At 57.9% G+C, this 24,658-nt stretch carries 21 protein-coding genes; 13 read left to right on the forward strand and 8 right to left on the reverse strand.

Features of this window, described 5'->3' with window-relative positions; translation table 11 throughout:
* Window positions 1–77 precede the first annotated feature (77 nt).
* The gene (locus tag HDF09_RS16540) at window positions 78–1,478 is read right to left on the reverse strand and encodes an RDD family protein (RefSeq protein ID WP_183768329.1); all 1,401 of its coding nucleotides are present in this window, start codon (window positions 1,476–1,478) and stop codon (window positions 78–80) included.
* 237 nt (window positions 1,479–1,715) lie between these two features.
* Here HDF09_RS16540 and HDF09_RS16545 point away from each other — a divergent pair, with 237 nt between their 5' ends.
* From HDF09_RS16545 to HDF09_RS16560, 4 genes are all read left to right on the forward strand, one after another.
* On the forward strand, window positions 1,716–4,259 hold the full coding sequence (locus HDF09_RS16545) for an LPS-assembly protein LptD (protein WP_260181398.1): 2,544 nt from the start codon (window positions 1,716–1,718) through the stop codon (window positions 4,257–4,259).
* A 97-nt stretch (window positions 4,260–4,356) separates the two neighbouring features.
* Window positions 4,357–5,358 (forward strand): DsbA family protein, encoded by a 1,002-nt coding sequence (locus HDF09_RS16550; protein WP_183768331.1) that lies wholly within the window; start codon window positions 4,357–4,359, stop codon window positions 5,356–5,358.
* Window positions 5,359–5,380: 22 nt separating this feature from the next.
* Window positions 5,381–6,499, forward strand: coding sequence for a SurA N-terminal domain-containing protein (locus HDF09_RS16555; RefSeq protein ID WP_183768333.1), 1,119 nt, complete (start codon window positions 5,381–5,383; stop codon window positions 6,497–6,499).
* A gap of 40 nt (window positions 6,500–6,539) precedes the next feature.
* On the forward strand, window positions 6,540–7,541 hold the full coding sequence (locus HDF09_RS16560; RefSeq protein ID WP_183768335.1) for a Gfo/Idh/MocA family protein: 1,002 nt from the start codon (window positions 6,540–6,542) through the stop codon (window positions 7,539–7,541).
* Window positions 7,542–7,560: 19 nt separating this feature from the next.
* Here the strand turns inward: HDF09_RS16560 and HDF09_RS16565 are convergent, their stop codons facing one another.
* Entirely contained in the window at window positions 7,561–8,808 is a 1,248-nt protein-coding gene (locus tag HDF09_RS16565; protein ID WP_183768337.1) for a DUF5715 family protein, read from the reverse strand.
* Between the two features lie 109 nt (window positions 8,809–8,917).
* Between HDF09_RS16565 and HDF09_RS16570 the strand changes: the two genes are divergently transcribed.
* On the forward strand, window positions 8,918–9,334 hold the full coding sequence (locus HDF09_RS16570; RefSeq protein WP_260181399.1) for a c-type cytochrome domain-containing protein: 417 nt from the start codon (window positions 8,918–8,920) through the stop codon (window positions 9,332–9,334).
* A 160-nt stretch (window positions 9,335–9,494) separates the two neighbouring features.
* Here HDF09_RS16570 and HDF09_RS16575 read toward each other — a convergent pair whose 3' ends face one another.
* The 4 genes from HDF09_RS16575 to HDF09_RS16590 all read right to left on the reverse strand — a co-directional run bounded on the left by HDF09_RS16575 (window position 9,495) and on the right by HDF09_RS16590 (window position 11,451).
* Window positions 9,495–9,731 carry a hypothetical protein gene (locus HDF09_RS16575; protein WP_183768339.1) on the reverse strand — a complete coding sequence of 79 codons (237 nt, stop codon included), beginning with the start codon at window positions 9,729–9,731 and terminating at the stop codon, window positions 9,495–9,497.
* A gap of 389 nt (window positions 9,732–10,120) precedes the next feature.
* Window positions 10,121–10,579, reverse strand: coding sequence for a nuclear transport factor 2 family protein (locus tag HDF09_RS16580; RefSeq protein WP_183768341.1), 459 nt, complete (start codon window positions 10,577–10,579; stop codon window positions 10,121–10,123).
* A 55-nt stretch (window positions 10,580–10,634) separates the two neighbouring features.
* Window positions 10,635–11,033, reverse strand: coding sequence for a hypothetical protein (locus tag HDF09_RS16585; protein WP_183768343.1), 399 nt, complete (start codon window positions 11,031–11,033; stop codon window positions 10,635–10,637).
* Window positions 11,034–11,070: 37 nt separating this feature from the next.
* Window positions 11,071–11,451, reverse strand: a complete 381-nt coding sequence (locus HDF09_RS16590; protein ID WP_183768345.1) for a glycine zipper 2TM domain-containing protein — start codon at window positions 11,449–11,451, stop codon at window positions 11,071–11,073.
* A gap of 287 nt (window positions 11,452–11,738) precedes the next feature.
* On the opposite strand from HDF09_RS16590, the gene HDF09_RS16595 reads away from it, so the two are divergent.
* From HDF09_RS16595 to HDF09_RS16605, 3 genes are all read left to right on the forward strand, one after another.
* On the forward strand, window positions 11,739–12,422 hold the full coding sequence (locus HDF09_RS16595) for a hypothetical protein (protein WP_183768347.1): 684 nt from the start codon (window positions 11,739–11,741) through the stop codon (window positions 12,420–12,422).
* Between the two features lie 90 nt (window positions 12,423–12,512).
* The gene (locus tag HDF09_RS20525) at window positions 12,513–12,854 is read left to right on the forward strand and encodes a CsbD family protein (protein ID WP_221270183.1); all 342 of its coding nucleotides are present in this window, start codon (window positions 12,513–12,515) and stop codon (window positions 12,852–12,854) included.
* A 321-nt stretch (window positions 12,855–13,175) separates the two neighbouring features.
* Window positions 13,176–13,538, forward strand: a complete 363-nt coding sequence (locus HDF09_RS16605; RefSeq protein WP_183768349.1) for a hypothetical protein — start codon at window positions 13,176–13,178, stop codon at window positions 13,536–13,538.
* A gap of 89 nt (window positions 13,539–13,627) precedes the next feature.
* Here HDF09_RS16605 and HDF09_RS16610 read toward each other — a convergent pair whose 3' ends face one another.
* Window positions 13,628–13,885 carry a DUF3606 domain-containing protein gene (locus HDF09_RS16610; RefSeq protein WP_183768351.1) on the reverse strand — a complete coding sequence of 86 codons (258 nt, stop codon included), beginning with the start codon at window positions 13,883–13,885 and terminating at the stop codon, window positions 13,628–13,630.
* 246 nt (window positions 13,886–14,131) lie between these two features.
* Between HDF09_RS16610 and HDF09_RS16615 the strand changes: the two genes are divergently transcribed.
* The 3 genes from HDF09_RS16615 (at window position 14,132) to HDF09_RS16625 (ending at window position 16,893) form a co-directional block, all read left to right on the forward strand.
* Window positions 14,132–14,986 carry a PEGA domain-containing protein gene (locus HDF09_RS16615; protein WP_183768353.1) on the forward strand — a complete coding sequence of 285 codons (855 nt, stop codon included), beginning with the start codon at window positions 14,132–14,134 and terminating at the stop codon, window positions 14,984–14,986.
* A 192-nt stretch (window positions 14,987–15,178) separates the two neighbouring features.
* Window positions 15,179–16,177, forward strand: a complete 999-nt coding sequence (locus tag HDF09_RS16620; RefSeq protein WP_221270184.1) for a hypothetical protein — start codon at window positions 15,179–15,181, stop codon at window positions 16,175–16,177.
* Window positions 16,177–16,893, forward strand: coding sequence for a hypothetical protein (locus tag HDF09_RS16625; RefSeq protein WP_183768357.1), 717 nt, complete (start codon window positions 16,177–16,179; stop codon window positions 16,891–16,893). Before HDF09_RS16620 ends, HDF09_RS16625 begins: the two co-directional genes overlap by 1 nt.
* Window positions 16,894–17,161: 268 nt before the next feature.
* On the opposite strand, the gene gyrA is transcribed toward HDF09_RS16625, so the two are convergent.
* Entirely contained in the window at window positions 17,162–20,065 is a 2,904-nt protein-coding gene (gyrA, locus tag HDF09_RS16630; RefSeq protein ID WP_183768359.1) for a DNA gyrase subunit A, read from the reverse strand.
* A 682-nt stretch (window positions 20,066–20,747) separates the two neighbouring features.
* Between gyrA and HDF09_RS16635 the strand changes: the two genes are divergently transcribed.
* Both HDF09_RS16635 and HDF09_RS16640 read left to right on the forward strand, forming a co-directional pair.
* Window positions 20,748–23,399 carry a TonB-dependent siderophore receptor gene (locus HDF09_RS16635; protein WP_183768361.1) on the forward strand — a complete coding sequence of 884 codons (2,652 nt, stop codon included), beginning with the start codon at window positions 20,748–20,750 and terminating at the stop codon, window positions 23,397–23,399.
* Between the two features lie 163 nt (window positions 23,400–23,562).
* Window positions 23,563–24,243 carry a Fe2+-dependent dioxygenase gene (locus HDF09_RS16640; protein ID WP_183768363.1) on the forward strand — a complete coding sequence of 227 codons (681 nt, stop codon included), beginning with the start codon at window positions 23,563–23,565 and terminating at the stop codon, window positions 24,241–24,243.
* Window positions 24,244–24,658: the final 415 nt, after the last annotated feature.

The raw sequence follows: 24,658 nt of genomic DNA on the forward strand, positions 1-24,658 counted from the left end.
TATCCTGCCCAGACCGGTATACACCCCACGAAGTGGGCGCTCTCCGCGCAGGAGGCCCGTCCGGCAGGACCTATCTTTTAGTAGCTACGCTGATACATGCGGGAGATGCGGTCATGCCACCCGAGACCGTCTTCATCCATCCACGCCCAAAGGAAGCCGATACCAACCGGACAGGCAGCAAGGACCGTCGCGAAGATACGTCGGCGCATGGCCGAGCGCGTAGGGTTGTCATCCGAAAGAGTGCAGAGGCCGATGCGGGCGTACCGCATACCGGGGGTCGCCTCGCTGAAGGTAAAGAAGAGAAGCTGATAGAGCAGTGAGAAAACTGCAAGAGTTCCACCCGCACCGATGGCGGCGGTCTGCAGGCTCATATGCATGCTGTTGGCAGCAAGATTCGCCGGGTTGGCAGATAGCTTCCCGACGGTCAGCGCGAAGGCTGCAACGAAGCACAAAAAAGAGGCCGTAATGATGCAGCCATCCACCATCGTAGCCATCAGCCGCAGGTTGAGAGGCGCGGCCTCCGGTCGATGCTCGAGCTGGAAGGGGGCCTCAGGAGTTTCGACCGGTGCAGCAACCGGATGTGCCGCAAGCAGAATCGAGGACCACTCCGGCGCAACCGATTCCACCACTGGAGTGGTTGAGATCTGGGCAGCCTCCACCTCGAAGATGCGAAGCTGCGTCGTCTGATTGCTGTGAGACGCCTGGTCGGCCTCTTCGCGCAGCGGACCTTCCGCCAGCCGCGGGCGAGCTTTTCTGGCCGCCACCAGCTGACGGGGAAACTCGATAAGGTTAGCCGGAATCTCGATCGGTGGGCCGGACTCTTCGAAGACGGGAGCCTGACGGAAGGCGATCTCCTCATCGAGCGCGAGAGTCTCTTCCTCATTCAAGGCTTCGTAGGTCTCGTAGATCAGGGGGCGGCTGGGGGGCGAGACTTGTTCCCGCAGCGGGCCGCGGGTTGCGTCTTCGTAGCGTCTTACCGTGAGTGCCGGCGACAAAACCTGAGTGGTCGCTGGAAGAGTATGCGCGAGAGCTGCGGTGTCAGAGAGCTCCACAGCAGAGAGTTTCGGCGCGGCGACTAGCGCAGGCGGCGCAGGCGTCGGAGGAGTCAGCGTCCACTGGTCCAGATCCGCCAGCAACTGGTACTGAGCATCGGCCACGGCCCTGGCGCTGAGGGCAGCAACCTCGGCTGCAGCTTCGGCCTCGCGAATCGCAGCTTCGGCCTGCTCGGCGAGGAACGTACGGTAGCTCGGCGAGTTCGCGTAGCGCTCCGCAACCGCGGCGGCGATGCGGGAGGAGCGTGACTTCTCAGGACCAGGTTGCGCAATGGGAGTGACCGCCGAGCCCGATTGCTGCGTCCGGCGGGCCCGGTGGGCAGCCAGGCGCTGAGCTACCTGTTCCCGGAGCGCAAACGGCGCGCCCGCTTCCGTTTCGGCTGCGGTTTCGTCCAGTGGTAGCAGGTCACGCTGTGCAGAGCTCATTGTGCTCAATTCCAAACTCGCTTCCGTAAAATCGTTTAGCCTCAAAGAGTGGTGCGCCTGATCAGACTCAAATCAAGTTTCAAGCCGGACGAACCTGGGATAAAGCCCCATAGGCAGCGCCGACTGCCTTTGCCGCCTTTGCTGTTCGGCGGCGTGATGCCGTTGCCTGCCGTCGCGAAGGTTCACGGAAGGTGCTCGAGCAACCTCCGGACGGCTGTTTACCTCTTGATAACTATCATGGTGCTCCCTGCAAGTCATCCACATCTGTCGGCGCAGCAGGTGACGAGTCAGGCAACCCCCCTTTCTGATGCGCAGCAGTCGTCCACGAGCCTGCCGGATGAGCCGGGAGCGGCGCGTTATCCAGTGGCAGTGGTGCTCCCCGCAACCGATGACACCACCGACGTAAAGACAGAGGAAGACACGCTGTCGAGAAACGGTAGCGTCGTCACCTTGGATGGAGCCGTCGTGCTCACCTATCGCGACCGCATCGTGAAGGCCGATCACATCGAATTCGATCAGGCCTCCGGAGATTTGACCGCCACAGGCCATCTGCGCGTAAGCGGAGGCGCAAACCACGAGGACCTCACCGCCAGTCACGGCACCATGAATCTCAAGCAGCAGACGGCAACTTTTTACGACGTAACCGGCTCGGTGGGGCTCAAGAGCGCAGGCCACACGCTGACTTACTCCAGCAGCAATCCGTTTCTGTTCACCGGCCGCATGGTCGTGCGGACAGGGCCGCAGTCCTACGAGATCTACGACGGAACCTTGACGACCTGTCAGCTCCCGCACCCCGACTGGATGCTCTACGCAGGAAAGTTTGCGGTCGACAGCGAGAAGGCGAAGGCCCAGAACAGCACCTTCCGCCTGATGAATATTCCTGTGCTGTTTTTACCCTACGTGACCCATCCAACGGACTCCGAGCAGAGGCAGACCGGCTTCATGATTCCGGTGCCGGGCTACTCGTCGACCAAGGGATTTATCCTCGGCGAGGAGTTTTACTGGGCGATCAACCGCAGCACCGACCTCACCGTAGGCGCGCAGTACTACTCCCTCCGCGGGTGGGAGCAGTCAGCGACGTTTCGATATCGCGGGCTGGGTAACGACTTCGCGAAGGCCCGATATACCGGCCTGCTCGACCGTGGGATCTTTACCAACGGCGCGTACCTGAACCAGGGCGGAGAGGATGCCACGATCTCCGGGCGGCACGACTTCACTTCGCAGACGAGAGTGGCCGGGGACGTGGAGTATCTGAGTTCGTACGCCTATCGCGAGGCGTTCGCCGAGAACTTCAGCGTCGCGGTATCGAGCGACATCCTTTCCATCGTGTACGGCGTGCACCAGTGGGACGGATATTCGGCGTCGGCGCGTGTGGATCGATATCAGGGATTGAAACAGGCGGGTGTGGCTGCGACCCCGACCACTCCAGCGATTCTGGAAGAACAGGTGAAGATCTTTCATGCGCCGTCGTTCGACTTCAGCAGCACCGAGCATGAGATCGGCAGGACCGGCTTGCTGTGGAGCGTAGACGCCTCGCACGCTGGACTCTCGCGGGTGCAGCCGGGCTTCTCTACTGGTGGTTTGACGCAGCGCTTCGACGTGCATCCCCAGCTCTCCTATCGAATGGGCTTCGACGGATGGCGAGTGTTGTCCTCGGTTGCGGTGCGCGAGACGGCGTACAGCAGAAGCAGGCAGGTTCCCTACTCGCCAATCGGAGTGCCGGTCGAGCTTCCGACCCCGCTGAACCGGTCGGATGTTGAGGTTGAGGCGGATCTGCGGGCGCCTGTGGTGGAGCGGACCTTCGATTCGCCAGGCGTCGAAAAGCTGTTCGACGGAAACGACGTGAAGCACACCATCGAGCCGGAGCTGACCTACCGCTACGTGACCGGGGTCAATAACTTTTTGAGCGCCCTCCGCTTCGACGATGCCGACATCGTAAGCAACACGAACGAGTTGGAGTATGGAGTGACGCAACGCCTGTTCCTGCGACCGACGAAGGCCCGGCCCTGCAAGGATAGGCCCGTGGCCGCAGCGCAGACACAGTACTGGGATGACGATAGCGGCAAGGTTCAGACCAGGGGCCAGATCGGCAATGGGATCGGCAATGGGATCGGCAACGGGAAAGACGCGCTGCCCAGCTGCGGCAGTCACCCGCTGCTCAGCTGGCGGCTGACGCAGAAGTACTTCTTCAACGAGAACTTTGGCGGAGCCGTCATCAACGGCCGGCGCAACATCTTCGACACGACGCTGAACTTCTCCGGAATCGCGTTTCTCACGGAGCCCCGCGCCATCTCGCCTCTGGTCTCGCGTCTGCGTTTGCGGACCTCGTCGCACATGGATGTCGAGTGGGACTTCGATCTCGATACCGGAGCGAAGAAATTTACGTCGAACAACGTGCTGGTGGACGTGCATGAGAACAACGTCTTTGCCGGGCTCAGCTACGCGAGGTTGAACGCTCCGGGACGCTTCTATACCGAAGGAGTGAGTTCCGCGGTCTCGGACTTCAATCAGCTTCGGCTGCTTCTGGGTTACGGTTCGCCGACCAAGCCGGGGCTGGGCGTGGCAGGGAATGTAGGGCTCGATCTCAACGCGAATAACACCGGCCTGGTGCAGTACGGAGCCGTGCAGGGTTCCTATAACTGGGACTGCTGCGGCTTCAGCGTCGAGGTTCGCAAGTACGAGCTGGGCTCGGTGCGAAACGAGACAACAGAGAGATTCAACTTCACGCTGCTGAACATCGGAACCGCGGGCAATCTGCGCCGGGCGGCGAGCCTCTTCTAAGGGCCGATGGCGCGGCTGTTCCTGGGACCGTTCCCGGGGCCGCTCAGAGGGGTCCGCTGCCTTGTAAATCGCCTCTGCGTGAGATAATCGAGGTATTGTGTTAATCGCTGTGAAGCCGTTCCGAGCCCTGATCTTTGCCTTTACGCTGGCCGCCCTCGGCTGCCATGCACAGACCCCTTCGACCCAATCTGCGAACCAGACTGCCGCCTCCGCTTCGGACAAGCTCTCTCCCGAACTCATGCGCAGGGTGGAGGTGCTGATCCGTTCCAGGGCGTCGATTCCCCCCGCCTATGTGATCCAGATCGGACCGCGCACCAGGAGCGAGGTTCCCGGCTTTGACAAAATCAGCGTGATGTTTCTGGCCGACGGCAAGTCGAGCAAGCCCGCCGACTTTCTGCTCTCGACCGACGGCAACACCTTGGCCCAGTTCACCAAGTTCGATATCAGCAAAGATCCAAAGCTCCTCGTGAGCGGCGAGGGGCGTCCTTCACGCGGTGGTCCGGCGAATGCGCCGGTGCTGATCGTCGGCTTCGACGACCTCGAGTGCCCCTACTGCGCGAAGATGCACGAGCAGCTCTTTCCCGCACTCACCGAGCGCTACAAGGATCAGATTCATATCGTCTATCGCGACTTCCCGCTCGATCAGCATCCCTGGGCCATGCGTGCGGCGATCGATACCAACTGCGTAGGCGCCCACAGTCCAGCGGGATATTGGAATCTGGTGGACTATATCCACGCTCACGCGGGAGAGCTTGGCGGCGCAGACAAGAGTCTCGCCAAGGCCAACGAGACGCTCGACACCCTGGCGCGCGACGAGGGGAAGAAGCAGAATCTCAACGCGGAGTCGCTCAATGCGTGCCTCGCGAAGCAGGATGACACCGCCATCAAAGCGTCGATCAAGCTGGGCGAAAGCCTGGGGGTGGACTCCACGCCGGCGCTCTTCATCAATGGAGAAAAGGTGGAGGGAGCGCAGCCGCTCGAGGACGTGTATCGTATGATCGATAGCGCGCTGATTGCCTCCGGGCAGACGCCGCCACCGCCACCGCCACCAATTCAGGCACAGCCTCAAACCCCGCCGGCGACCAAACCCGGCAACTAGCAGAAGAATGCAGGAGATCTGGATGCGGAACACGGATGTGCCGAGCTTGTCGACCGAAAACGAACGTACTTCTAACACGCGCTCCTTTCGCACCGCCTCGCTTCCATTGCTGCTGACGATGGCCGCCGGGCTCTTGCCGGTTGCAGGATGCAACCACGGGCACAGCGCCGATGTCGTCGCCACAGTCAACGGCCACGCCATCATGCAGGCCGATCTCGAAAAGGCCTACAAATTACAGCTCGGAGACGCCGCTCAACAACAGCAGCAGCCCTCGCAGGAGCAGGCGGATTCGCTGCGGCTGAACCTCCTCCGCGAGTTGATCGATGAAGAGATCGTCGAGCAGCGCGCAGCAAAGATGAATCTGACTGCGACCAATGAAGAGGTCGACGCTAAGCTCGCCGAGATGAAGGCTCCCTATACGGAGGAGCAGTTTCAAGAACGGCTGAAGGCGAGCAACCAGACCATCGACGATGTAAAACACTCGCTGCGCCGCAGTCTCACCATCAACAAGCTGCTGAACAAAGAGATCAACTCGAAGATCACCGTCACCGACGCCGATGTAGCGAGCTACTACAACCAGCACAGGGCCGAGTTCAATCTGCTTGAGACCAAATATCACGTGGCAGCGATTCAAGTGACAAATCAGCCGTCACCCCAGCCGGGAAACCTGCAGGGAAGCAAAGCGACCAACGACGTCGAAGCGAAGAAGAAGATTCAAGCATTGAAAAACCGCCTGGACAGCGGCGAGGACTTTGGCACCATCGCCAGCAACTGGTCGGAGCAGCCCGAATTCGCCCCCAACGGCGGAGATATGGGCTTCGTCGGCGAGTCGCAGCTCCACGCAGATCCCACCGTCTTCACCGCCGTGACCAAGCTGAAGGCCGGCCAGATCACCGAGATCCTTCCGCTGCTCGATGCGCAGTCGAAGCGTCCGGCGGGCTATGCGATCTACAAGCTCATCTCCCGCGACCCCGCAGGCCAGCGCGATGTAAACGATCCCCGCGTCCAGCAGGCCATCCGCCAGCAGTTGCGCGAGGTGCGCTCGCAGCTGCTCAAGAGCGCCTACCTGGAGATGGTGCACGACCAGGCCAAGGTGGAGAACTTCTTCGCCGAACAGATCTTCAAGACCGACGCCCACTAACTCTCCACCAATCGCCATTCGTCTCTCTTCGGGAGGTCTCATGACGCAGTCGCCTGTGCGCTTCGCGATTCTTGGCTTTGGTCATCACGCAATCCGTCGCCTGTTGCCTGCCTTTCCGAAGTGTGAGCATTCAACCCTGAGCGGAATGTGGCGGCGCGACCATGCGGCTGCTCTCGCCAACTGCGCGGATTACAAGATCCCTCACTGCTTCGCCACGCGCGAAGAACTCTGCTCTTCGCCGGACGTCGACGTCGTCTTCATCACTTCGCCCGACGCGATGCACCGCGACGATACGCTGCTGGCGTTGAGGCACGGCAAGGCAGTCCTGTGCGAGAAGCCGCTGGCCATGAGCGCAACGCAGGCTGAAGAGATGAACGCAGCGGCCAACGCAGCCGGTCTGCTCTTCGGCGTGGCGCAGAACTTTCGCTACAACCGAAGTCTGGAGTGGATGCGCCAGCAGATCACCGCCGGCCTCATCGGAAGGCCACAACTTGCGCGTGCCGAGTACTGCTACCCCGCCACAAACTCCGCACGAAAGTGGATTATCGACGCGACGCTGGCTTACGGCGGACCCATTGGAGATGTCGGCGTGCACTGCATCGACGCGCTGCGCTTCGTACTCGGCGAAGACGTGATCAGTGTCGATACTCTGGCCAGGAAGGATGCCTCATCTGGCAAGGTGGAGGCCGTCGCCTCGCTCCAGATGGAGATGACGGGCGACGTCTTTGCCACTGTGACGACGAGTGCGCGAACACCCTACCGCTCTCTGGTCGAAATCAACGGCAGCGATGGCGTCATGACCGCCGAAGGGGGTCTCACGGTTGATCGCCCGGTGGAGATTGTTGTGCGGCGCGCGGGCGAGGTGGTCGAGAGAGTCACAGTAGACAACGGGGATGGCTACACGCGCATGCTCGATAGCTTTGCCGTTGCGCTGCGCGGAGGCTCTCACTTTGCGGCCACCGGCGAAGATGGCGTTCACAACATGCAGGCGCTGGATGCGGCGATCAAGAGCTGGCGAAGCGGATCTCGCGAGAGATTGTAGTTGGCGAAAAACTGAGATCCTAGCGCAGAGCCGCAGCCAGAGCAGAAGTCCCGCCGTGATGCAGAATGGCAAGGTCGCGCTCAGGCGCCAGCGGCAGATACCTTTTGTAGACGCTCACGTGGAAGCACGACTGTTGGAACTCCTCTTCCACATCAACTTTTCCCGATTGCACGAGCGGAAGAAGATAGCCCCGAAGCCACGCGATCTCCGCCAGCGAGAGGCCGTGTTTCGCAATGTCCACAGCCTGCCCCGTCAGATGCGGAGAGGCCGTGTCGCCCTCAGCCGGTGCGGCGTTGCCGTTGATGTGCACCAGGTGCTGCTGAAATTCAACCGTGCGCACCGCAGAGTTCACCTGCAGCGGCGTGTGGAAGCGAGCATAATGCGCGCGCGCCAGAGTCCCGAGAAACTGCGCGGTCCACGGACGGCAGTAACGCCGGTTAACCGGAAGCCGATCATCCACCTGGAGAGCGTCGTTCTCAGGCAACGCGACAAGCAGCTTCTTGCTGCGCATGTCCATAAGGTCGCCATCATCCTGAATGCGGGAGAGCCCATCGCGATCGGCAACTTCATTCTGATGAACGAGAATCTCGTGCGAGCCCTTCAGCGGCGGAGGCACGATGAGCCGCCCACGCTTGTTATACAGATTAGGCAGAATGACAGGAGTCGAGGCCACCTCTTCCACGCTGGCCAGTTGCGGCCTCTCCGTCGCCGGCCGAACCACGCTGATAACAGGAACAGGCTTGGCCACCGAGACCGGCTTCGGCGAAGACGCTGTTTTACGCGCAGGTGCAGCCGCAGCCTGGCGCGTCTCGTTGAGCTCTTCGGGGCGCGCGTCGGAGCGTGAGGCTCCGTGGATCGCCAAAGCGGCCTGGGTCTCCACCTGGGTCGACGCTGCAGCAGCCCTGAGGAAGTCCTCCGAGGTCGCCTTCTGCGATGCTCTGGCAGAGGCGGTCAGCTCAGGTTGCGTCGCCTTCGGGAGCGAGGCGCTGACCGAGTGGCGCAGGTGACGTCGGTTTGCAGACCGCGCACGGACACGGGCGCTCATAGGCGGATCGGTCTTCGGCGTACTGTGATGCTTCGAGCCATGCGCCGCATGCGTCGGTTTCGCAGCGGCCTTCCGTTTGTCTGGATGCTTCGCCACCACAGCGGCGACAGTCTTCTTATGGGCCGAGGGATGATGCATCGGTTTGGCGAGGCTGTCTGCGGATGAAAAACACAGAGCCGCAAGCGCCAGAAGGGCCGGTATGGGGGCGTTCAAACGCATCATGTTTTCGGAGGCGCGGAGCGCCAGAGCAACTCCTAAGTTAAACGTTGGTAAGAGAGCATGTAAGTGACGAGGTGGGTTCCGTATACTTGTCGATTAACAGGAGGAATGGATGAAGAGGATGTGGGTGGGATTGGGACTGGCCGCTATCGGATTGATGGGGTGGGGGTTTCGGGTCGGAACCGTGCAGGCGGCACAGGATGAGGCAGCGAAGCCCGAGTTTTACACAACCAGGGTTCAGCCGATCCTTCAGGCCAACTGCTACCGGTGTCACGGCGGGATCAACCATCGCGGCGGGTTGAACATTCAGACGCGGGCAGGGATGTTGAAGGGCGGCCACGATGGCTCGGTGCTGATCCCGGGCGATCCCGCGAGCAGTCTCCTGGTGCGGCTGATTCGCCATGAGGGACCCGCGAAGGATCCCATGCCTATGCCTCCCAAGCAGCCCAAGCTCTCCGATGCGGACATCGCGACGGTCGAGCAGTGGGTGAAGGCAGGGGCGATTATGCCGGAGAATCCGCAGCAGTAAGTCTTCGCCGAAATGATCTCGCCGAAATGATCTCTGCTGCGCGATCAAGACCTGAAGCCAAGCAGCAGCCGCGATGCTGCAGCGGCTGAGTGAGCAAGCCGCCGCCACGCCCGATGTTAATCGCCTTCAATCTTCTGGCCTTGAATCTCCGGCCAATCCCCTACGTGCGGGATGGAGTCGTTGTTCCGTCCCCCGGCTTCTCCTCGGTCCTGACGAAGAGATTCTTGAGCCGGCGGCGAAAGTAGAAGAGAGCTCCTGAGATCGCCGCGCTGATGCCTTGAAACATAAGCAGGCCTGAGCCGGGATCGACGTACGCGTGGGCCTGGCGTTCGAAGGCAAAGCTGAGCGCTAAAAGAAGCATCAGCGTAATCGCGAACCGCTTGAAACCATAAATCATCTTTTCCTCTGGGGAGGTGTGCCTCGGTGGGCGCAATCTCAATGAAAGTGAAGACGCAAAGTGCAGACAAAAGTTTCGATTCCATGAATACTTTCGCTTCCTTGAAGGCTAAGCAGCTTTTTATCTTGCATTTCGTCTTGAACTTCTATCCGGAATTTTAGTTCGCCGCTGACCAGGCAGCCGGTTTTTATCGAATAAAGCGGGCGGCAAATCCGCGCACGGCCCATATCGGGATCTTCGCGACCTGTTACGACATGGAGTGATCGGCACGATGGAGAAAGCAGTCTCGCGATGGAGAAGCTCGCGCAGTATTCAGCAGCTATCCAGCTTGTTCGACGCGACCTGAAATCAGAGGCTCGAAGGATTCCGCCAAATTTACGCGCCCATCGTTAGGGCTTCGCAGGCGTCTCCGTGTGCACCTGCGCAAGCCATCTCCCGCTCTTAGGTTGCCGAACCCAGACCGTGACGGAGTTGTTGTCATTGTTCATCACAGTGGGTTTGTCCGCCGTGCCGCACTGGAACGTATTCACCACGTGATACGCGGTCAGCGCAGAGTCCGGCGTCAGAATACGAACCTGCAGATCACGAAGCTCGTACGACTCGAGCTTGCAGTGTTTCAGCGTGATCAGCAGCGTGTCCAGAGCCTGAATGTGTTCGTCCACCAGAATGAAGTCTTCCGTAAACAGACTGCGGACCGTCCCGAAGTCGCCTTCAGCCATCGTCGTCCAAAGATTCTGTTCCAGCTTGACGATATCGATCGAGGCAGGCAGCGGTGTCGATGCCGCAGGGGTCTGAGCAACTGCTCCGGACGCAACAAGCGAAGCGATAACCAGAAGGAGGAGACGCATGCAGATTATCTTAGCGTCTCGCTCCCGTTATGGAAGCGGAGTGTTGTCCCCGGAGTCAGTTCGCCGGCGGCGTCGACGGCTTGGTCCCCACCCGGCGCACGGAAGCATCGACGATGGCATACAGCAGCTGTCCATGATCGGCCTTAGCCTTTGCCTTGATGTACTCGCCCGCGCGTTTGCCGGCCTCGGCGTTCTCTGGAAGCGTCAGGCCCCGCGTCTCTGCCGAGATCTCCGCCAGCTGCTGGACGATATCGAAGAACGTAGCCTCATTCTTGCCCGCAAGCTGCCAGCAGTCGGACACCGTGCAGGTCAGAATCTGCTCCTTCGTCCAGTTGTGGGCGGCAGTCGAGTCCGCAGACGGCGTAATCGTGGCGGCCGCCGGTTGCTGAGCCGAAGCACCCAGGGCAACCGTAGTCAGAGCAAAGCAGAGTGCGAGGCGAGAGAAGAGGCGCATGGGATCGTTCCTTTTAGTTGCGTAGGTTAGAAAGCGTCTAGTACCGGTGATAGCGATCGTCGCGGTTATTCTGGGCAGCCTGGCCGACCACGGCACCAATCCCGGCACCCGCCGCTCCGCCAATGATGGTGCCCTTCAGGCCGCCGCCGAACACCGCGCCAAGAACCGCCCCGCCGCCTGCACCGATCAGCGCGCCCTTGCCAGGTCCAATGCCGCCCTGATCCCGGTAGTGGTCGTCGTGGTAGCGGCGATCGCGATCGTTATAGTAGTTGCCGCCACGGCCGCCATTACGCATCCCGCCATAATAGGCATTGTTGTTAGCGTAACGGCTGTTATCGTAACGCTGCGCAAATGCCGGAGCGATGCCGGTCGCGAGCAGCAGAGGAGTCAGTAGGACCGCATTTCGTAGCTTGGTCATTCCCGGTTAGATGCGGAATCTCCCCACCGCGTGGAGTTTAAAATTCGCGAGCGTGGCCAGAGAAGGTAAAGTCACGAACGGCAGCAGGTTAGGAAACCCCCAGAAACCCCACATCGAAACCCCACATCGCAAAAAAGTAACCCCAAAGGGTTTCTATCCGCAATAAGTCCATCCCTTCTAACATCAGACCTCATCTATCAAACAAACCCGACGCCGATTTCGTCTATTTGGCGTGCTGGATCGTCTTCACATGCAGTAGCTTTCAAAGAGCAGGATTGGAGGGGGATGTGAAGGATCGGATCTATGGCATTTCGGCAGGGGTGCTCGCAAGTCTCATAGGGTTGCGAATCATAAGCCTGGGCCTCACCGGCTCCATCGCGTCAGCGCAAACGCCCGCTCCACACAAGCCGAGGAGCTCCTCCAGAACCACCATGGCGGTCTGGTCGCCGGACGTCCAGAAGACACTCGGCCTCTCCTCCGACGACTTCAAGGCCGACGGCCTCAACAAGCTCACCCAGGCCCAGCTCACCAGCCTCATCAACTCCGCGAAGCCCGATCCCCGCAAGCACTGGCTCGTCTGCCCAGCCAGCGGAACCACGCCCTCCGGCCAGATCCACGTCCTGCTCACCGTCGCAGGCGACGACTCCACCGGCGCCATCGCAGGCCAGATCCGTCAGGCCATCAGTGGGCTCACCGGCGTCATCGTAGTCGACAGCGTCGCCAACGCCGACCGCACCCTCCACGTCGTCATCCAGGAGCAGACCACCGCCAAACGCACCATCGGCTTCACCGCCTCCTACCTCACCGGAACCCCATGCACCGAGGAGGTCGCAGGCAAAAAGACGGACGTCGAGCTCAAGGGCACCCTGGGCACCTACACCGACGCCAAGGGCGCAGGCCTCGCCATGGACCTCGCCGGAATGCTCGATCAGGACCTACAACCCCTACGCACCGGCGCCGCAACCCACTAACACCCTGTCCCATCAGTCACGAGGGGTCGGACCAGAGATTTTTTATCCCCGGCACGCAAACTTTGCATCTTACCAACTGGAGGATTTGTTATGAAGGGACTCCCATGGATCCTGGCCGGCATCGGAGTCGGCATCGCCGTAACGTTCGTGCTGTTCGTCGATCTCTCAGATCAACCCGAGCCAGCCTACGACATCGGTTATGACGGTTTCACCGACGCCGCCCGCAAGACCTTCGCCTGGGGCACCAGGAAGCATGCCGAGGGCAAGGTCGGTTCTTTCGCCGGCGCCATCAAGCAGGGCGCAGGCAAGCTCATCGGCAACCAGGACCTGGCCGCCAAAGGCGCTGCGGACCGCGTCATAGGCAACGTGAAAGAAGCTGCAGGACACGTCGGCGAAGCCGTCGGACAGACCCTCCACGATCTGAACCAATAGAAACTAAAGCTGCAGTAATAGTTGTGGGCCCGTGGTTCTCATGCAACAAAACCGCCCCTCTCCGCAAAGTTTCAAACCGCGAAGAGGGGCGGTCCTTTGCTGTCATCCTGACCCTGAGCGAAGTCGAATGGGGAAGGATCCCCCGATGAACTTTGACCTGCCCAAACCGCTCGTCCCTTTCCACCCACCCTCTTCACGCAGTTGTCTGCGCTCTATCCCTTGTGTTGCAGCGCCGCGCGAACCAGGGCAACCCCCCCGATACAGACAGAGTCGTACCTCTCAGATGAGTAGTGCTGTAATGCTGCCCGTCTGGAGGTTCTTATGATTTTTCGCAAAAATGCTTGGGCGTATCTAATGCTTGCTGGTGTGCTTTCTTTCAGCGTTGTGCCCGCTGGTTTGGCGCAAGCTCCGCACGACAGCGATGTGAATAGTTGGTCTTCGCCACGCGGCTACGATATAGCTTATCCAGAGAACGGCACCCCCAACATGGTGGCTCGTCAAGGCTATGCTGCAGGCTTCAACCAGGGCCAGGCCGACCTATCGCGTGGTCAGTCGTTCCGTCCTACTGAGAACAAGGCCTACGCTCACGCGAAGATCCCGAAGGGGATGGACAAAGACACGTTCAAGACGGAGTTTCGTGAGTCATTCGTGAAAGGCTATACCAACGCATACAAGGGTCAGTAGCACTCGCGAAATACGACAACTCAAAGAAACAAACAATGCCCGCTTTCGTGACGACACAGCAGTCACGAAAGCGGGCATCTCAGTATCAGTTAGCTCTTGTGATGACTCAGCGCAGCGCGAACCTTCTCAACATGCGTCCCATGCACCCGGATCGCCTCATGCAGCTGATCCCCCGTCACACCAAACTCCTTCGCCCAGTAGTGAACATCGGACGACATCTTCGGATTGATCTCCTTCGGGTCATGCGGGCCCTTCTCTGGCTCAACATGTTCCGCGTGAGCGGTACGAGCTTTGGACTTCTCAACTTCTTCGTGTTCATGCGGCCGTGCCGGATCTGGATGAGACATCGATTCATTCCTCTTTTCGCGTTCCCCCAGTTAGATGCTTAAAGCCAGATGCCGAAGTTAGACCTTAGAGCTAGGCGCCGAAGCCAGATGCCAAAGCCAGATGCTGAAGCAGTAACTCAGGCGCATCATGGCAACGGTTCTGCGACTTTCGTGGCAAGTTAGCAAGTTGCCACTTGTCTTGGGAATCGAGACAGCGTAGCTTCTGAAAGACTTCAAACTTGTTGAGACTAGGTCGTACGAAAAAACATGCGTTCCCTCTTTGCTTCCCTTCTGTTGGTTCTCTCTGGATTCGGCAATCCCGTCCTTGGACAAAGCGGACAATCAGCACAGTCTGCTAAACCTCCTGCGGCTCCGGTCAACCCACCGGTAGCGTCACCCACCGGACCACCCCCACCAAACACCTTGCAGGACGGAACAGCAATCAAGCTGCGGCTAGCGGAGAACCTTACCTCTGCGACCGCGAAGACGGGTCAGCAGGTCTCCTTCGAAACCATCGACGAGACCGACGTTGACGGGGTAATGGTCATCGCCAAAGGCGCACAAGCACTGGCGACGATCACATTCGCCGAACCAAAGCGAGCCATGGGCCGCCCCGGAAAACTCGACGTCAACATCGACAGCGTTCGCTTGGTCGATGGCGAAAAAGCAGCTCTGGCCGCGACCCAAAACGCAAAGGGCGGCGGTCACACCGGAGCCATGACTGCAGGAATGGTAGGAACGGCAATCGTCTTCTTCCCGGCCGCTCCTCTCCTGCTCTTCATCCACGGCAAAGACATCACCATTCCCAAAGGAACAGAAGTCACCGCCTTCGTCTCAGGAAACATGAAGCTGGACATGGCGCACTTCGCCCCAATAAGTCCTTCCGGCGTCGCAGTAGCGAGCGCAACCGCAGCACCCTCCGGCCTGACGATAGAAGCAAGCGTACCCAACTGCGACATAGAAGTAGACGGCAGCTTCGTAGGCAGCACTCCATCAACGCTGAATCTAACGCCAGGCAAACACCAGATCGTTGTAAAGAAAACCGGCTATCAGGATTGGTCACGCAGCATGATGGTAGGAACCGGAGCGATCAGGTTGAGTGCCGAGATGGTCGGTAAATAAGCTCATCCGACCAATCGGTCTCATTGTGGAACACTTTCCTTTGTATGGCGGTAGAATTGCCAAGCAACGACTTGCACCGTGGATGGAAGACACTTGGCCGAAAAACTCTCCGAAATCTCTGCCTTAGACCTATTAGAGGCACGCACCAAAGCTTCATGGCCTAACATTCGGTCTGCGAGATCTCAGAGTGGGGTGACAAAAAAGCTGCTTGAAGACACTCTGGGCGGTTTCACTAGTTCTGATTCCAGCATCGTGGTTGTCGGTTCGCTTGCCCGACAGGAGTTTACCTCCGGAAGTGATGTCGATTGGACATTATTACTCGACGGCATCTCTCATCCTGAACATCTCAAGGTGGCTCAGGAGATTCGAAAGAGTCTCAAAGATTTAGATATTAGGCAGCCCGGACGCGAGGGTGTGTTTGGCACGATCGCATCCGGTCACGACTTAATTCACCATATCGGAGGACAAGATGATACGAATGCTAATACGACCCTGCGAATTCTACTGTTATTGGAATCTGACACAATAGGACACCCAGACGCGTATGAACGTGTCTTGCGAAATGTGCTGTGGCGGTATTTGGATGAAGATCGTGGACTCTGGCTGGGTTCAGGGGAGTACAAAGTCCCTCGCTTTCTGTTCAATGATGTGGCACGATATTGGCGAACGATGACTGTCGATTTTGCTTACAAACAGCGCAATAGACAGAATGAGGGCTTCGCAATTAGAAATCTAAAACTGCGCATGTCAAGGAAGCTTCTTTTTCTTGCCGGAATGGTTGCTTGTTTTGAATGTCATTGTGGGTTTGCTTCAAAGGAGGAACGGCAAGAATTCTATTCACTTAAACAAGTACAGGCTGTAATCGAACGGCTACGACTTGTCCTCATGAAACCGCCTCTCGAGATTCTTGCATCTGCTTTACTCCGCAACCCTAACCTCGATTTACAGAGCAAGCAGTTGTTCGACTCTTACGACGAATTTCTCGGGATGCTGGCTGATGACACTCCATCATGCGGAGGACAGACTATTAGAGAACATCTTGACAAGTTGCCGGTTGAACGGCTGGGCAGCGACGAAACAGCAAGCAGAGGACGTGATATAAGTCATCGTTATCGTGATGCCATCGGAGCTATCTTCCTCAGCGACAAGAATGAACTTGGCAGAATGACGATTGAATACGGAGTTTTCTAATGAGAAAAATTGGATTTTCCACCGGAGCGGTAGCTTATGGGGACTTTGAAAAAGCTCTGAGCATACTTGCTTTGAGCAACCTTGCTTGCATAGAACTCTCAGCTTTGCGCATGTCGGAAGTAAAGATCTTAGTTGCTGCTATCCCTCATCTTCGTTTGGAAAGTTATTCCTATGTCTCTTTCCACGCGCCGAGTAGCTATTCCGCAGGTGACGAAGCATGGTTAGCTGATCTACTCTACTCAAACGTTCCTGAGACGTGGCCGATAGTTGTTCATCCCGATGCAATCAGTGATGCAACACTTTGGAAGCGATTTGGACGGCGCGTTGCGATCGAAAATATGGATCGCAGAAAACCAATCGGACGTAATGTTCGCGAGCTTGAGCTAGTCTTTGAAAAGCTCCCGGACGCGAGTCTGTGTTTTGATCTGGGCCATTCCCGACAATGTGATTCATCGATGACAGATGCCTTCCTCATGCTTACAGCCTTTCAAGAAAGGCTTGTGCAGGTTCATCTTAGTGAGGTAAATAGCGAAAGTCAGCATGAAGCCTTGTCGTATGGAGCGAAGCTAGCTTTTCAACAGGTGGCTTCACTAATTCCAGATGAGCTGCCGATCATCCTAGAGAGCCGTGTAAATTTCGAACATATTGCTGGCGAAGTTGAGATTGCGCGCGAAGCCCTATTCAAAATTCATGCAGATATACATTGCTACGCTTAGCCTGATTGTTGTTTCGGAGTGCAAAAGCTAGTTGTTCGAGCATTGGTGTTAGCGGCTTGTGCAAATATCTCAAAACTGTTTTCCCAAAATGGGAAAGCCGCAAAATAAATCTGGAAATTGTGGCGCATTTTTCGAGCCCCAAAAAGTGACTGTCAAAACACCACGTCTACCACGCAATCCACCACGATCACACCACCAAAACACCATGTAGAAACGCCCGTTTTTGCCGAAAACCCCAGCAAAAACGGGCGTCACCACGTCAAAAAAATTACTGCAACAAAGTGCCTTCTTCAGGCTGTATCTTCGCCTCTTCGGGCGGTATGACGACGGCGGCGGCCACCTTGTCCTGATCCTCCAGGTCCAGCAGCTTCACCCCCTGCGTACTACGCCCAGCCGCCCTAACACTCTTCGTATCAATGCGAATGATCTTCCCAAACTGGCTGATCACCATCATCTCCGTCGTGTCATCCACAAGCTGAATGCTCGTAACCTTGCCGATCTTAGGAGTTGTCTTCATATTGATAACCCCTTTACCACCACGCGATTGCAGGCGATATTGATCAACATCGGTCCGCTTGCCAAACCCATTCTCACTCACCGTAAGCACCAGGCAAGGCGTCAAACCCAGCTGTTTATCCAGCTTTTCAAGCTTCGCCGCAACCTCAGCCGAAGCCACCGGAGCAGCCAACTCCCCAGGCTCCGCAAGCTCCAGCGGCTGCGCCTCAGTCGACTCCGTGGCCTCGTCGATTGCCGCCTCCACCTGGTCCGTAAGCCCTTTCTGAGCAGCACGTTCCAGCCGTGTCTTGTTGCGCGCCTCGTTCGAAGGCGTCACCGCCGCCCCAATCACATAGTCGCCCTTCTTCAGCGTAATGCCGCGATTTCCCGTAGCCGGCCGCCCCATAGGACGCAGATCCTGCTCATTGAAGCGAATCGCCATCCCATCATGCGTAGCGATAAAGATCACCTGCTGCCCGTCCGTAATCCGCGCAATGATCAGCTCATCATCCTTCTCAATATTGATAGCGATAATCCCGCGCGCCATCACATTCGAGAAGTCCTTCAGCGCTGTCTTCTTCACAGTGCCATTGCGGGTCGCAAACAAGATGTACTTGTTCTCTTCCTCAAGATCCTTGACCGGAAGAATCGTAACGACCTTCTCCCCAGGCTGCAGCGCCACCAGCGAAGCCATAGCCTTGCCCTTGCCGGCCGCGCCAACATCGGGAACTTCATACACCTTGAGCCAATAAACGCGCCCAGTATTTGTAAAGCAAAGCAGATACGCATGCGTCGAATCGATGATGAGCTGCGCGACAAAATCCTCTTCACGAGTCTTCATCCCAAGCCGCCCCGTACCGCCACGACGCTGCTGTCGATAGATAGAGATAGGCGTCCGCTTCAGATATCCAGTATTCGAAACCGTAACGGCGACCTGCTCATCAGTGATAAGGTCTTCGAGCTGCAGCTCAGCGGTCTCGTCGATGATCTGCGTACGTCGCGCGTCGCCATACTTGTCGCGGATCTCGGTAAGCTCCTTGACGATCACCTTGCGCAACTTCGCCGGCGAAGCCAGAATCGACTCGAACTCCGTGATGTTATCGCGAACTTCAGCGAGCTCCTTCAGCAGCTCATCGATAGAGAGCTGCGTCAGGCGATAGAGCTGCAGTTCCAGGATCGCATCGATCTGCTTGTAGGAGAGAATCAGCGTCCCGGTTGTGCTGAACGTCATATCGACGCCGTACTTCGCAGGGTCGAGCGTAACACCGCGCAACTCGGTCCCACGCAGGTTGATGCGCTTATTCGAGAAGTAAGAGAACAGGTTCTCGCGAGCATCGGCGCGGCTGGAAGACTGACGAATAATCTTGATGACGTTGTCCAGATGGTCAAGCGCAATCTGGTAGCCAAGCAGAATATGTTCGCGGTCGCGAGCCTTCGCGAGCAGGAACGCAGTCCGGCGACGGACCACCTCGGTGCGGTGATCGAGGAACGCCCGAATAGCCTGATCGAGCGGAAGCTCCTTCGGCTGGCCGTTGTGGACAGCCAGGAAGATCATCGAGAACGACTCCTGCATCTGCGTATGTTTGTGCAGTTGATTCAGCACAATCTGGCTCTCGGCTCCACGCTTGAGGCCGATAACGATACGCATGCCATCACGGTCCGACTCATCACGAAACTCATCGCGTGCAATGTCGGTGATGACGCCCTCATTAACTAACTCGGCGATGCGTTCGATCAATTTGGACTTGTTGACCTGATAAGGAATCTCAGTGACGATGATCGCCTGACGCCCGCCTGAGATGTTTTCAATGCTGCACTTGGCACGCATCATGAAGCGTCCCCGGCCAGTGCGATAAGCCTGGGGAATATTCGTCTTGCCGAAGAGATAGCCGCCCGTCGGGAAGTCAGGCCCAAGGACATGCTCGAGCACCAGATCCAAATCAGGCCGATGATCCTGCGGAGACTTCTGCAGCAGCGAGATGCAGGCGTTCACAATCTCCGTCAGATTGTGCGGCGGAATGTTCGTCGCCATGCCAACGGCGATGCCGGAGCTGCCATTGACGATAAGGTTCGGCACGCGGGCCGGGAGCACGGTAGGCTCAAGCGACGACTCATCGTAGTTAGGAGAGAAGTCAACCGTGTCGTAGTCGATGTCCGCCAGCATCTCCCCAGCGAGGCGAGTGAGGCGCGACTCGGTGTAACGCATGGCAGCAGCGGAGTCGCCATCGACGGAGCCGAAGTTCCCCTGACCATCTACTAAGAGATAGCGGAGAGAAAATGGCTGAGCCAGCCGGACCATAGTGTCGTAGATAGCCGAGTCGCCGTGGGGATGATAGTTACCCATCACGTGACCAACGACCTTGGCGGACTTCGTGTACTTCTTGTTGAACTGAAGACCCATCTCCTGCATGCCATAGAGGATGCGCCGATGAACAGGCTTCAAGCCGTCGCGGACGTCCGGCAACGCCCGCCCGATGATCACCGACATCGAGTAGTCGAGGTACGACCTCCGCATCTCCTCTTCTATATTGATGGAGAGCATAAACGCGGCGCCGCGGCCCTGAACGGTCGAGCCGTCGGGCGGAGATCCTGCCGGGGGAGGGTTGTTAGAGTTCGCGTCCTGCGGGGAGGGTGCGTTGGGATTCTTTGGGTCCTGCGGAAACAGATCGTCTGCCATGTGTATTCCTATGATAAATGCTTGATTTGGCGGGGTAAAGCCGCCAGATCAAGCGGATTTTCCAGAGGCAGAATGATCTGAAGAAAAGGCGGGACTTAGAGGGAATCAAGGCCGGAAACGGGACAAAGACAAAAAGAAAAGGACGGGCTCTCGAGTGTTCTGCCGTCGGCAGGACACAAGTTCCTCAAAGGTAGTGATTCAGAATCAAGCGACCAATCCTGGCCTCGGGGTCGATTAAATAATCTAAGACTAAATTTGTCGCCTATTCACTTGATATCGGACCCATCCCGTCGTATATTCAATTTATTGCATTTCAGCGCTAAATTTACAGGAGCTTGATTGGGATTGGAGTGTTTTGACCAGATCCCCGCGGAGTATCTCTTGGCGGAGACCGCGAGGACCTGGAAGCTACAGCCGAGTGACTGCAGGTTCTCTGCATTATAAGGTTCGATCTGCTGATCGTTCTACCTCGGCTCGAAACTCCATGGCATATCAGTAAGCCCCTCAAAACTTTTCCCGGGATTTAGCCGGGATCTTTTGAGGATTAGCGGTCGACGGTGAGGTGCGCCTGTTTTTCACCCTCACACTTCGATCTGACAGGGAGACCGTGAAGATCGACGCCGTTCTGAAGGCAAGAGAACGCGATCGGTTTCACGGAGACGAACCTTATCCGGAGATAAGAATGAAGCAGACGACGCGCAAGACGACAACATCAGGGAAGAAGAAGAGCCGGTTAAGGATTGGCGGGAGTCGCGGGTGGATCGCGGCAGGAACGCTGGCGGCTTATGCGGCGATGGGCGCCACGAAGGCGGCGATGGCCTCGGTCGAGAAAGTAGATCCGGCGGCCAGTGGGGCGGTGGACGCGTCGTTGCCTCTAAAGAAGTTTGATATTCCGGCAGGTCCGCTCGATGCGGCGGTGAAGGCGTTTGAGAGAGCGACCGGGTTGACCGTGAAGGTTGTGCTGCCGTCAGGAACTGTGGCAGGGTTCAACTCGCAGGGAGTCGTGGGGCTCTATCGCGAAGATGAAGCGCTGCGCCTGCTGCTGGAAGGAACTGGCCTGAACTACCGCGTGGAAGATGCCACGACGATGCTCGTAGGCGTCCAGGCGAAGGATACCGTCTCTGTAACTGATTCGGTCACGAATTCGGTCTCACTCTCGAAGTTCACCGAGCCATTGATCGACACGCCGCAGAGCGTCAACGTGGTGCCGCAGTTTGTGCTCAAAGATGAGGGTGTCTCCACTCTGCGCGACGCTCTACGCAACGTGCCAGGCATCAGTCTGGCGGCAGGCGAGGCAGGCGCACAGGGCGACAACCTGACCATTCGCGGCTTCACCGCACGCAACGATATCTTTCTCGACGGTATCCGCGACTTCGGAAGCTACTACCGCGACGCCTTCAACTACGAGCAAGTCGAGGCGCTTGAAGGGCCCGCAGGCATCCAGTTCGGACGCGGTTCAACCGGCGGAGTCATTAACCAGGAGAGCAAGGTTCCTGTCGTGCAGCAGTTCGTTAATGTGCAGACACAGTTCGGCACCGATAAGACCCGCAGGCTCACGGCGGACATCAACGAACCGGAGCTCGATGTGCTGGGTGGCACGGCCTATCGCGTCAACCTCATGGGGCAGGAGGGCGGTGTCGCTGGCCGGGACTACGCAGAGGTACGAAGGTTCGGCATCGCGCCCTCAGTCTCAATCGGACTGAACACAAAGACGCGCGCGACCCTGAGCTACCTGCACATGACCGAGAGCGATACGCCGGACTACGGGCTGCCGTGGTTCAACAACGCAGTCGCACCCGGGTCCATTCGGCATAGCTACTACGGCTTCCCCGATGAAAACTACCTCAAGACAAACGACGATATTCTGACGTTCAAGGCCGAGCACGAATTTTCGCCCAACCTGAATCTCCATACCATCGCACGTGCCGCAAACTATCCCCGTCAGGCTCAGATCACGGAGCCGCAGATCTGCTCGAACGCCCCGGCGAGCGTGCCGGTCGGTGGATTCGTATCGTCGTTGCCCACCTCGGCCGTGAACACAGCATTACCCTGTGCCTACACTGCCGCCAGCGATCCGAGCAAGATCATCGTCAACCGAAATCAGATCCAGACCAAAAGCGTCGAAGGCGACCTGTGGGACCAGACCGAGGTCACGGCGCGCTTCAAAACGTTCGGCACAAAGCACGCCCTGGTAGCTGGAGTGGAGGGCGGGCAGGAGATCTCGAACCCGATCAGAACCAGCTACACCATCAACAAGGTCAACACCGTGCCCACAGCGAACCTGATCGATCCAAATGCCCAGCAGCCGTTCGGAGGCACCGGTTACATCAGCTCGATCGTGCATACAAAAGCAAAAAGTGTCGGGATCTACTTTGTCGATACCATCAAGCTTGGACGCCTCTTCGAAGCGAGCGGCGGCGTCAGATGGGATAGGTTCGATACTGGTTACAATTTGTATCAACCCACCCCTCCCACAGGCGGAACCGTCACGGCGCCAGTCGCGCCCATCAGCCGCATCGACGAGCAGCCGAGCTACCGCGCAGCCTTCGTCTACAAGCCCTCGAGCCGGGGAACTGTGTACTTCGACTACGGAACCAGCTTCAATCCCGCAGCCGAATCGTTGAGCTTGAGCATCGGCCTCGCCAACAGCTCCGCAGCTCCAGAGGAAAATGAAACCTACGAGGTCGGCGCAAAGTGGAGCTTCCTCAACGAGCGGCTTCTGGCCGAAGGTTCCTGGTTCAGGACCGAGAAGGACAATGCACGCGAGACCGACCCGACGAACTCGAACAACATCGTGGCAGCAGGAAACCAACTAGTCAAAGGCGTGCAGTTCTCGCTGGTAGGAAGGCTGCCGGAGGGAATGGATATCGTCGCCGGATATGCGTACCTCGATAGCGCCGTTATCTTCTCAAAATTCTTCCCTACCTCCGTCGGATTCCCCCTGGCCAACGTACCCAAACAGACCTTCAACCTCTTTGTGACCCACCGCCTCCCGCTGCGGCTGAACGTTGGATTGGGCGGAAACTACGTAGCCAGCCGCACCGCCAGCTCCACGGTCCCCTATGTCCCGACCGCCTACTCCGGTCCCATCAGCTATCTCACCGCAAGCGGAGCACCAGCCGTTCACTACCAGGTACTCGCGACAGAGATGAAGCAGGTTCCCGGCTACTGGATCTTCAACGCAATGGTCCGGCGGCCTTTGACCGATCGCCTGGAGCTGCAGGCGAACGTCAACAATCTGCTCAATCGCTACTACATCGATCTGCCGCATCCCAGCCACTTGATTCCAGGCGCCGGAGCCAACGCGCAGATCGGAATCAACTTCAAGTTCTAAACTGTCCTGCCGGTCGGGCATTGGTCGGGAAGAGAAGCCGATTCCGACCAACGGGAGGACCGAGCGAAGCGGTATACAAGTCACGAAGTGACCGCCCTCCGCGCAGGAGGCCTGTCCGGCAGGACAGCCTCTGGACAACTTCTTAAGCCAAAAGGAGCAAGACATGCTGATTACGATTCCCGACGTGTTGAGCGCAACCGAACTAAAGCACGCAAGAGCAGCGCTCGACGCAGCCGAGTGGGTCGACGGCAAGGTCACCGCCGGCTACCAGGCCCAAAGCGTCAAGGAGAACCTCCAACTCCCCGAGGGCCATCCCATAGCGGTCAAGTTAGGCGAGGTGGTTCTCGGAGCCTTGGCCCGGTCGCCGCTCTTTATGTCGACAGCCCTCCCGCTGCGGGTCTTTCCCCCGATGTTCAACCGCTACACCGGCGGCGGCCACTTCGGCACCCACGTCGACACTGCGATTCGCGCCAACGCCTCCACCGGCCAGCGCATCAGAACCGACATCTCCGCCACGCTCTTTCTCTCCGCCCCGGACGAGTATGACGGCGGCGACCTCTCCGTCGAAGACACCTACGGCGTTCATTCCGTCAAGCTCCCCGCGGGACACATGGTCCTCTATCCCGCCACCAGCCTGCACCGTGTCACCCCCGTCACCCGAGGTGCACGCGTAGCCTCCTTCTTCTGGGTACAGAGCATGATTCGGAGCGACGCCGACCGAACCCTCCTCTACGACCTCGACACGGCCATCCAGCGCCTGGCGCTCGAGAGTCCCGGCAACGCCACAACCGTACAACTGACCGGTATCTACCACAATCTCTTGCGCCGCTGGGCCGAGATGTAGATTTCACCACGACGTTCTCTATAGATGATGTCCTCTATAGAGAATGAGGACGGTGCATAGGCCTTCGTCGTAAAGAAGGATCAAAGCCTAACCCCGTATCGCGGATCAAGCGGACGGTCAACGCGGCGCGTTAGTTGCACTAGAAGTAGGTCAAGCCGGAATCTCTTTTGGACGATTCAATTGGCGTGAACGTTTTTTTTGACTTCATTTAAATAGGATTTAGGATTTATCGAAACTTATCTATCAAACAAGTGTATAAGGCCCATCTGATCTGCCCGTGGAGAGTGATTTATGTCAATACAGTTTTCGGGAGGCAAAAATCTCTTATTCCATAAATTAGGTAGACATAAGAGTGATTCTTCCTATTGAGGGCCGGGGAAACCCCTTGGTTATAGAGAAAATTTCGGCAGAAAAG

The sequence above is a fragment of the Edaphobacter lichenicola genome (assembly GCF_014201315.1).
In the GTDB taxonomy this organism is placed as follows: domain Bacteria; phylum Acidobacteriota; class Terriglobia; order Terriglobales; family Acidobacteriaceae; genus Edaphobacter; species Edaphobacter lichenicola_B.

Bases quoted from the DNA above. Each gene is read 5' to 3' on its own strand.
- HDF09_RS16590 (WP_183768345.1), bottom strand. From the start codon at position 11,451: ATGACCAAGCTACGAAATGCGGTCCTACTGACTCCTCTGCTGCTCGCG.
- HDF09_RS16635 (WP_183768361.1), top strand. From the start codon at position 20,748: ATGAAGCAGACGACGCGCAAGACGACAACATCAGGGAAGAAGAAGAGC.
- HDF09_RS16545 (WP_260181398.1), top strand. From the start codon at position 1,716: ATGGTGCTCCCTGCAAGTCATCCACATCTGTCGGCGCAGCAGGTGACG.
- HDF09_RS16570 (WP_260181399.1), top strand. From the start codon at position 8,918: ATGAAGAGGATGTGGGTGGGATTGGGACTGGCCGCTATCGGATTGATG.
- HDF09_RS16615 (WP_183768353.1), top strand. From the start codon at position 14,132: ATGCGTTCCCTCTTTGCTTCCCTTCTGTTGGTTCTCTCTGGATTCGGC.
- HDF09_RS16610 (WP_183768351.1), bottom strand. From the start codon at position 13,885: ATGTCTCATCCAGATCCGGCACGGCCGCATGAACACGAAGAAGTTGAG.
- gyrA (WP_183768359.1), bottom strand. From the start codon at position 20,065: ATGGCAGACGATCTGTTTCCGCAGGACCCAAAGAATCCCAACGCACCC.
- HDF09_RS16625 (WP_183768357.1), top strand. From the start codon at position 16,177: ATGAGAAAAATTGGATTTTCCACCGGAGCGGTAGCTTATGGGGACTTT.
- HDF09_RS16540 (WP_183768329.1), bottom strand. From the start codon at position 1,478: ATGAGCTCTGCACAGCGTGACCTGCTACCACTGGACGAAACCGCAGCC.
- HDF09_RS16580 (WP_183768341.1), bottom strand. From the start codon at position 10,579: ATGCGTCTCCTCCTTCTGGTTATCGCTTCGCTTGTTGCGTCCGGAGCA.
- HDF09_RS16560 (WP_183768335.1), top strand. From the start codon at position 6,540: ATGACGCAGTCGCCTGTGCGCTTCGCGATTCTTGGCTTTGGTCATCAC.
- HDF09_RS16585 (WP_183768343.1), bottom strand. From the start codon at position 11,033: ATGCGCCTCTTCTCTCGCCTCGCACTCTGCTTTGCTCTGACTACGGTT.
- HDF09_RS16565 (WP_183768337.1), bottom strand. From the start codon at position 8,808: ATGATGCGTTTGAACGCCCCCATACCGGCCCTTCTGGCGCTTGCGGCT.
- HDF09_RS16605 (WP_183768349.1), top strand. From the start codon at position 13,176: ATGATTTTTCGCAAAAATGCTTGGGCGTATCTAATGCTTGCTGGTGTG.
- HDF09_RS16555 (WP_183768333.1), top strand. From the start codon at position 5,381: ATGCGGAACACGGATGTGCCGAGCTTGTCGACCGAAAACGAACGTACT.
- HDF09_RS16640 (WP_183768363.1), top strand. From the start codon at position 23,563: ATGCTGATTACGATTCCCGACGTGTTGAGCGCAACCGAACTAAAGCAC.
- HDF09_RS20525 (WP_221270183.1), top strand. From the start codon at position 12,513: ATGAAGGGACTCCCATGGATCCTGGCCGGCATCGGAGTCGGCATCGCC.
- HDF09_RS16575 (WP_183768339.1), bottom strand. From the start codon at position 9,731: ATGATTTATGGTTTCAAGCGGTTCGCGATTACGCTGATGCTTCTTTTA.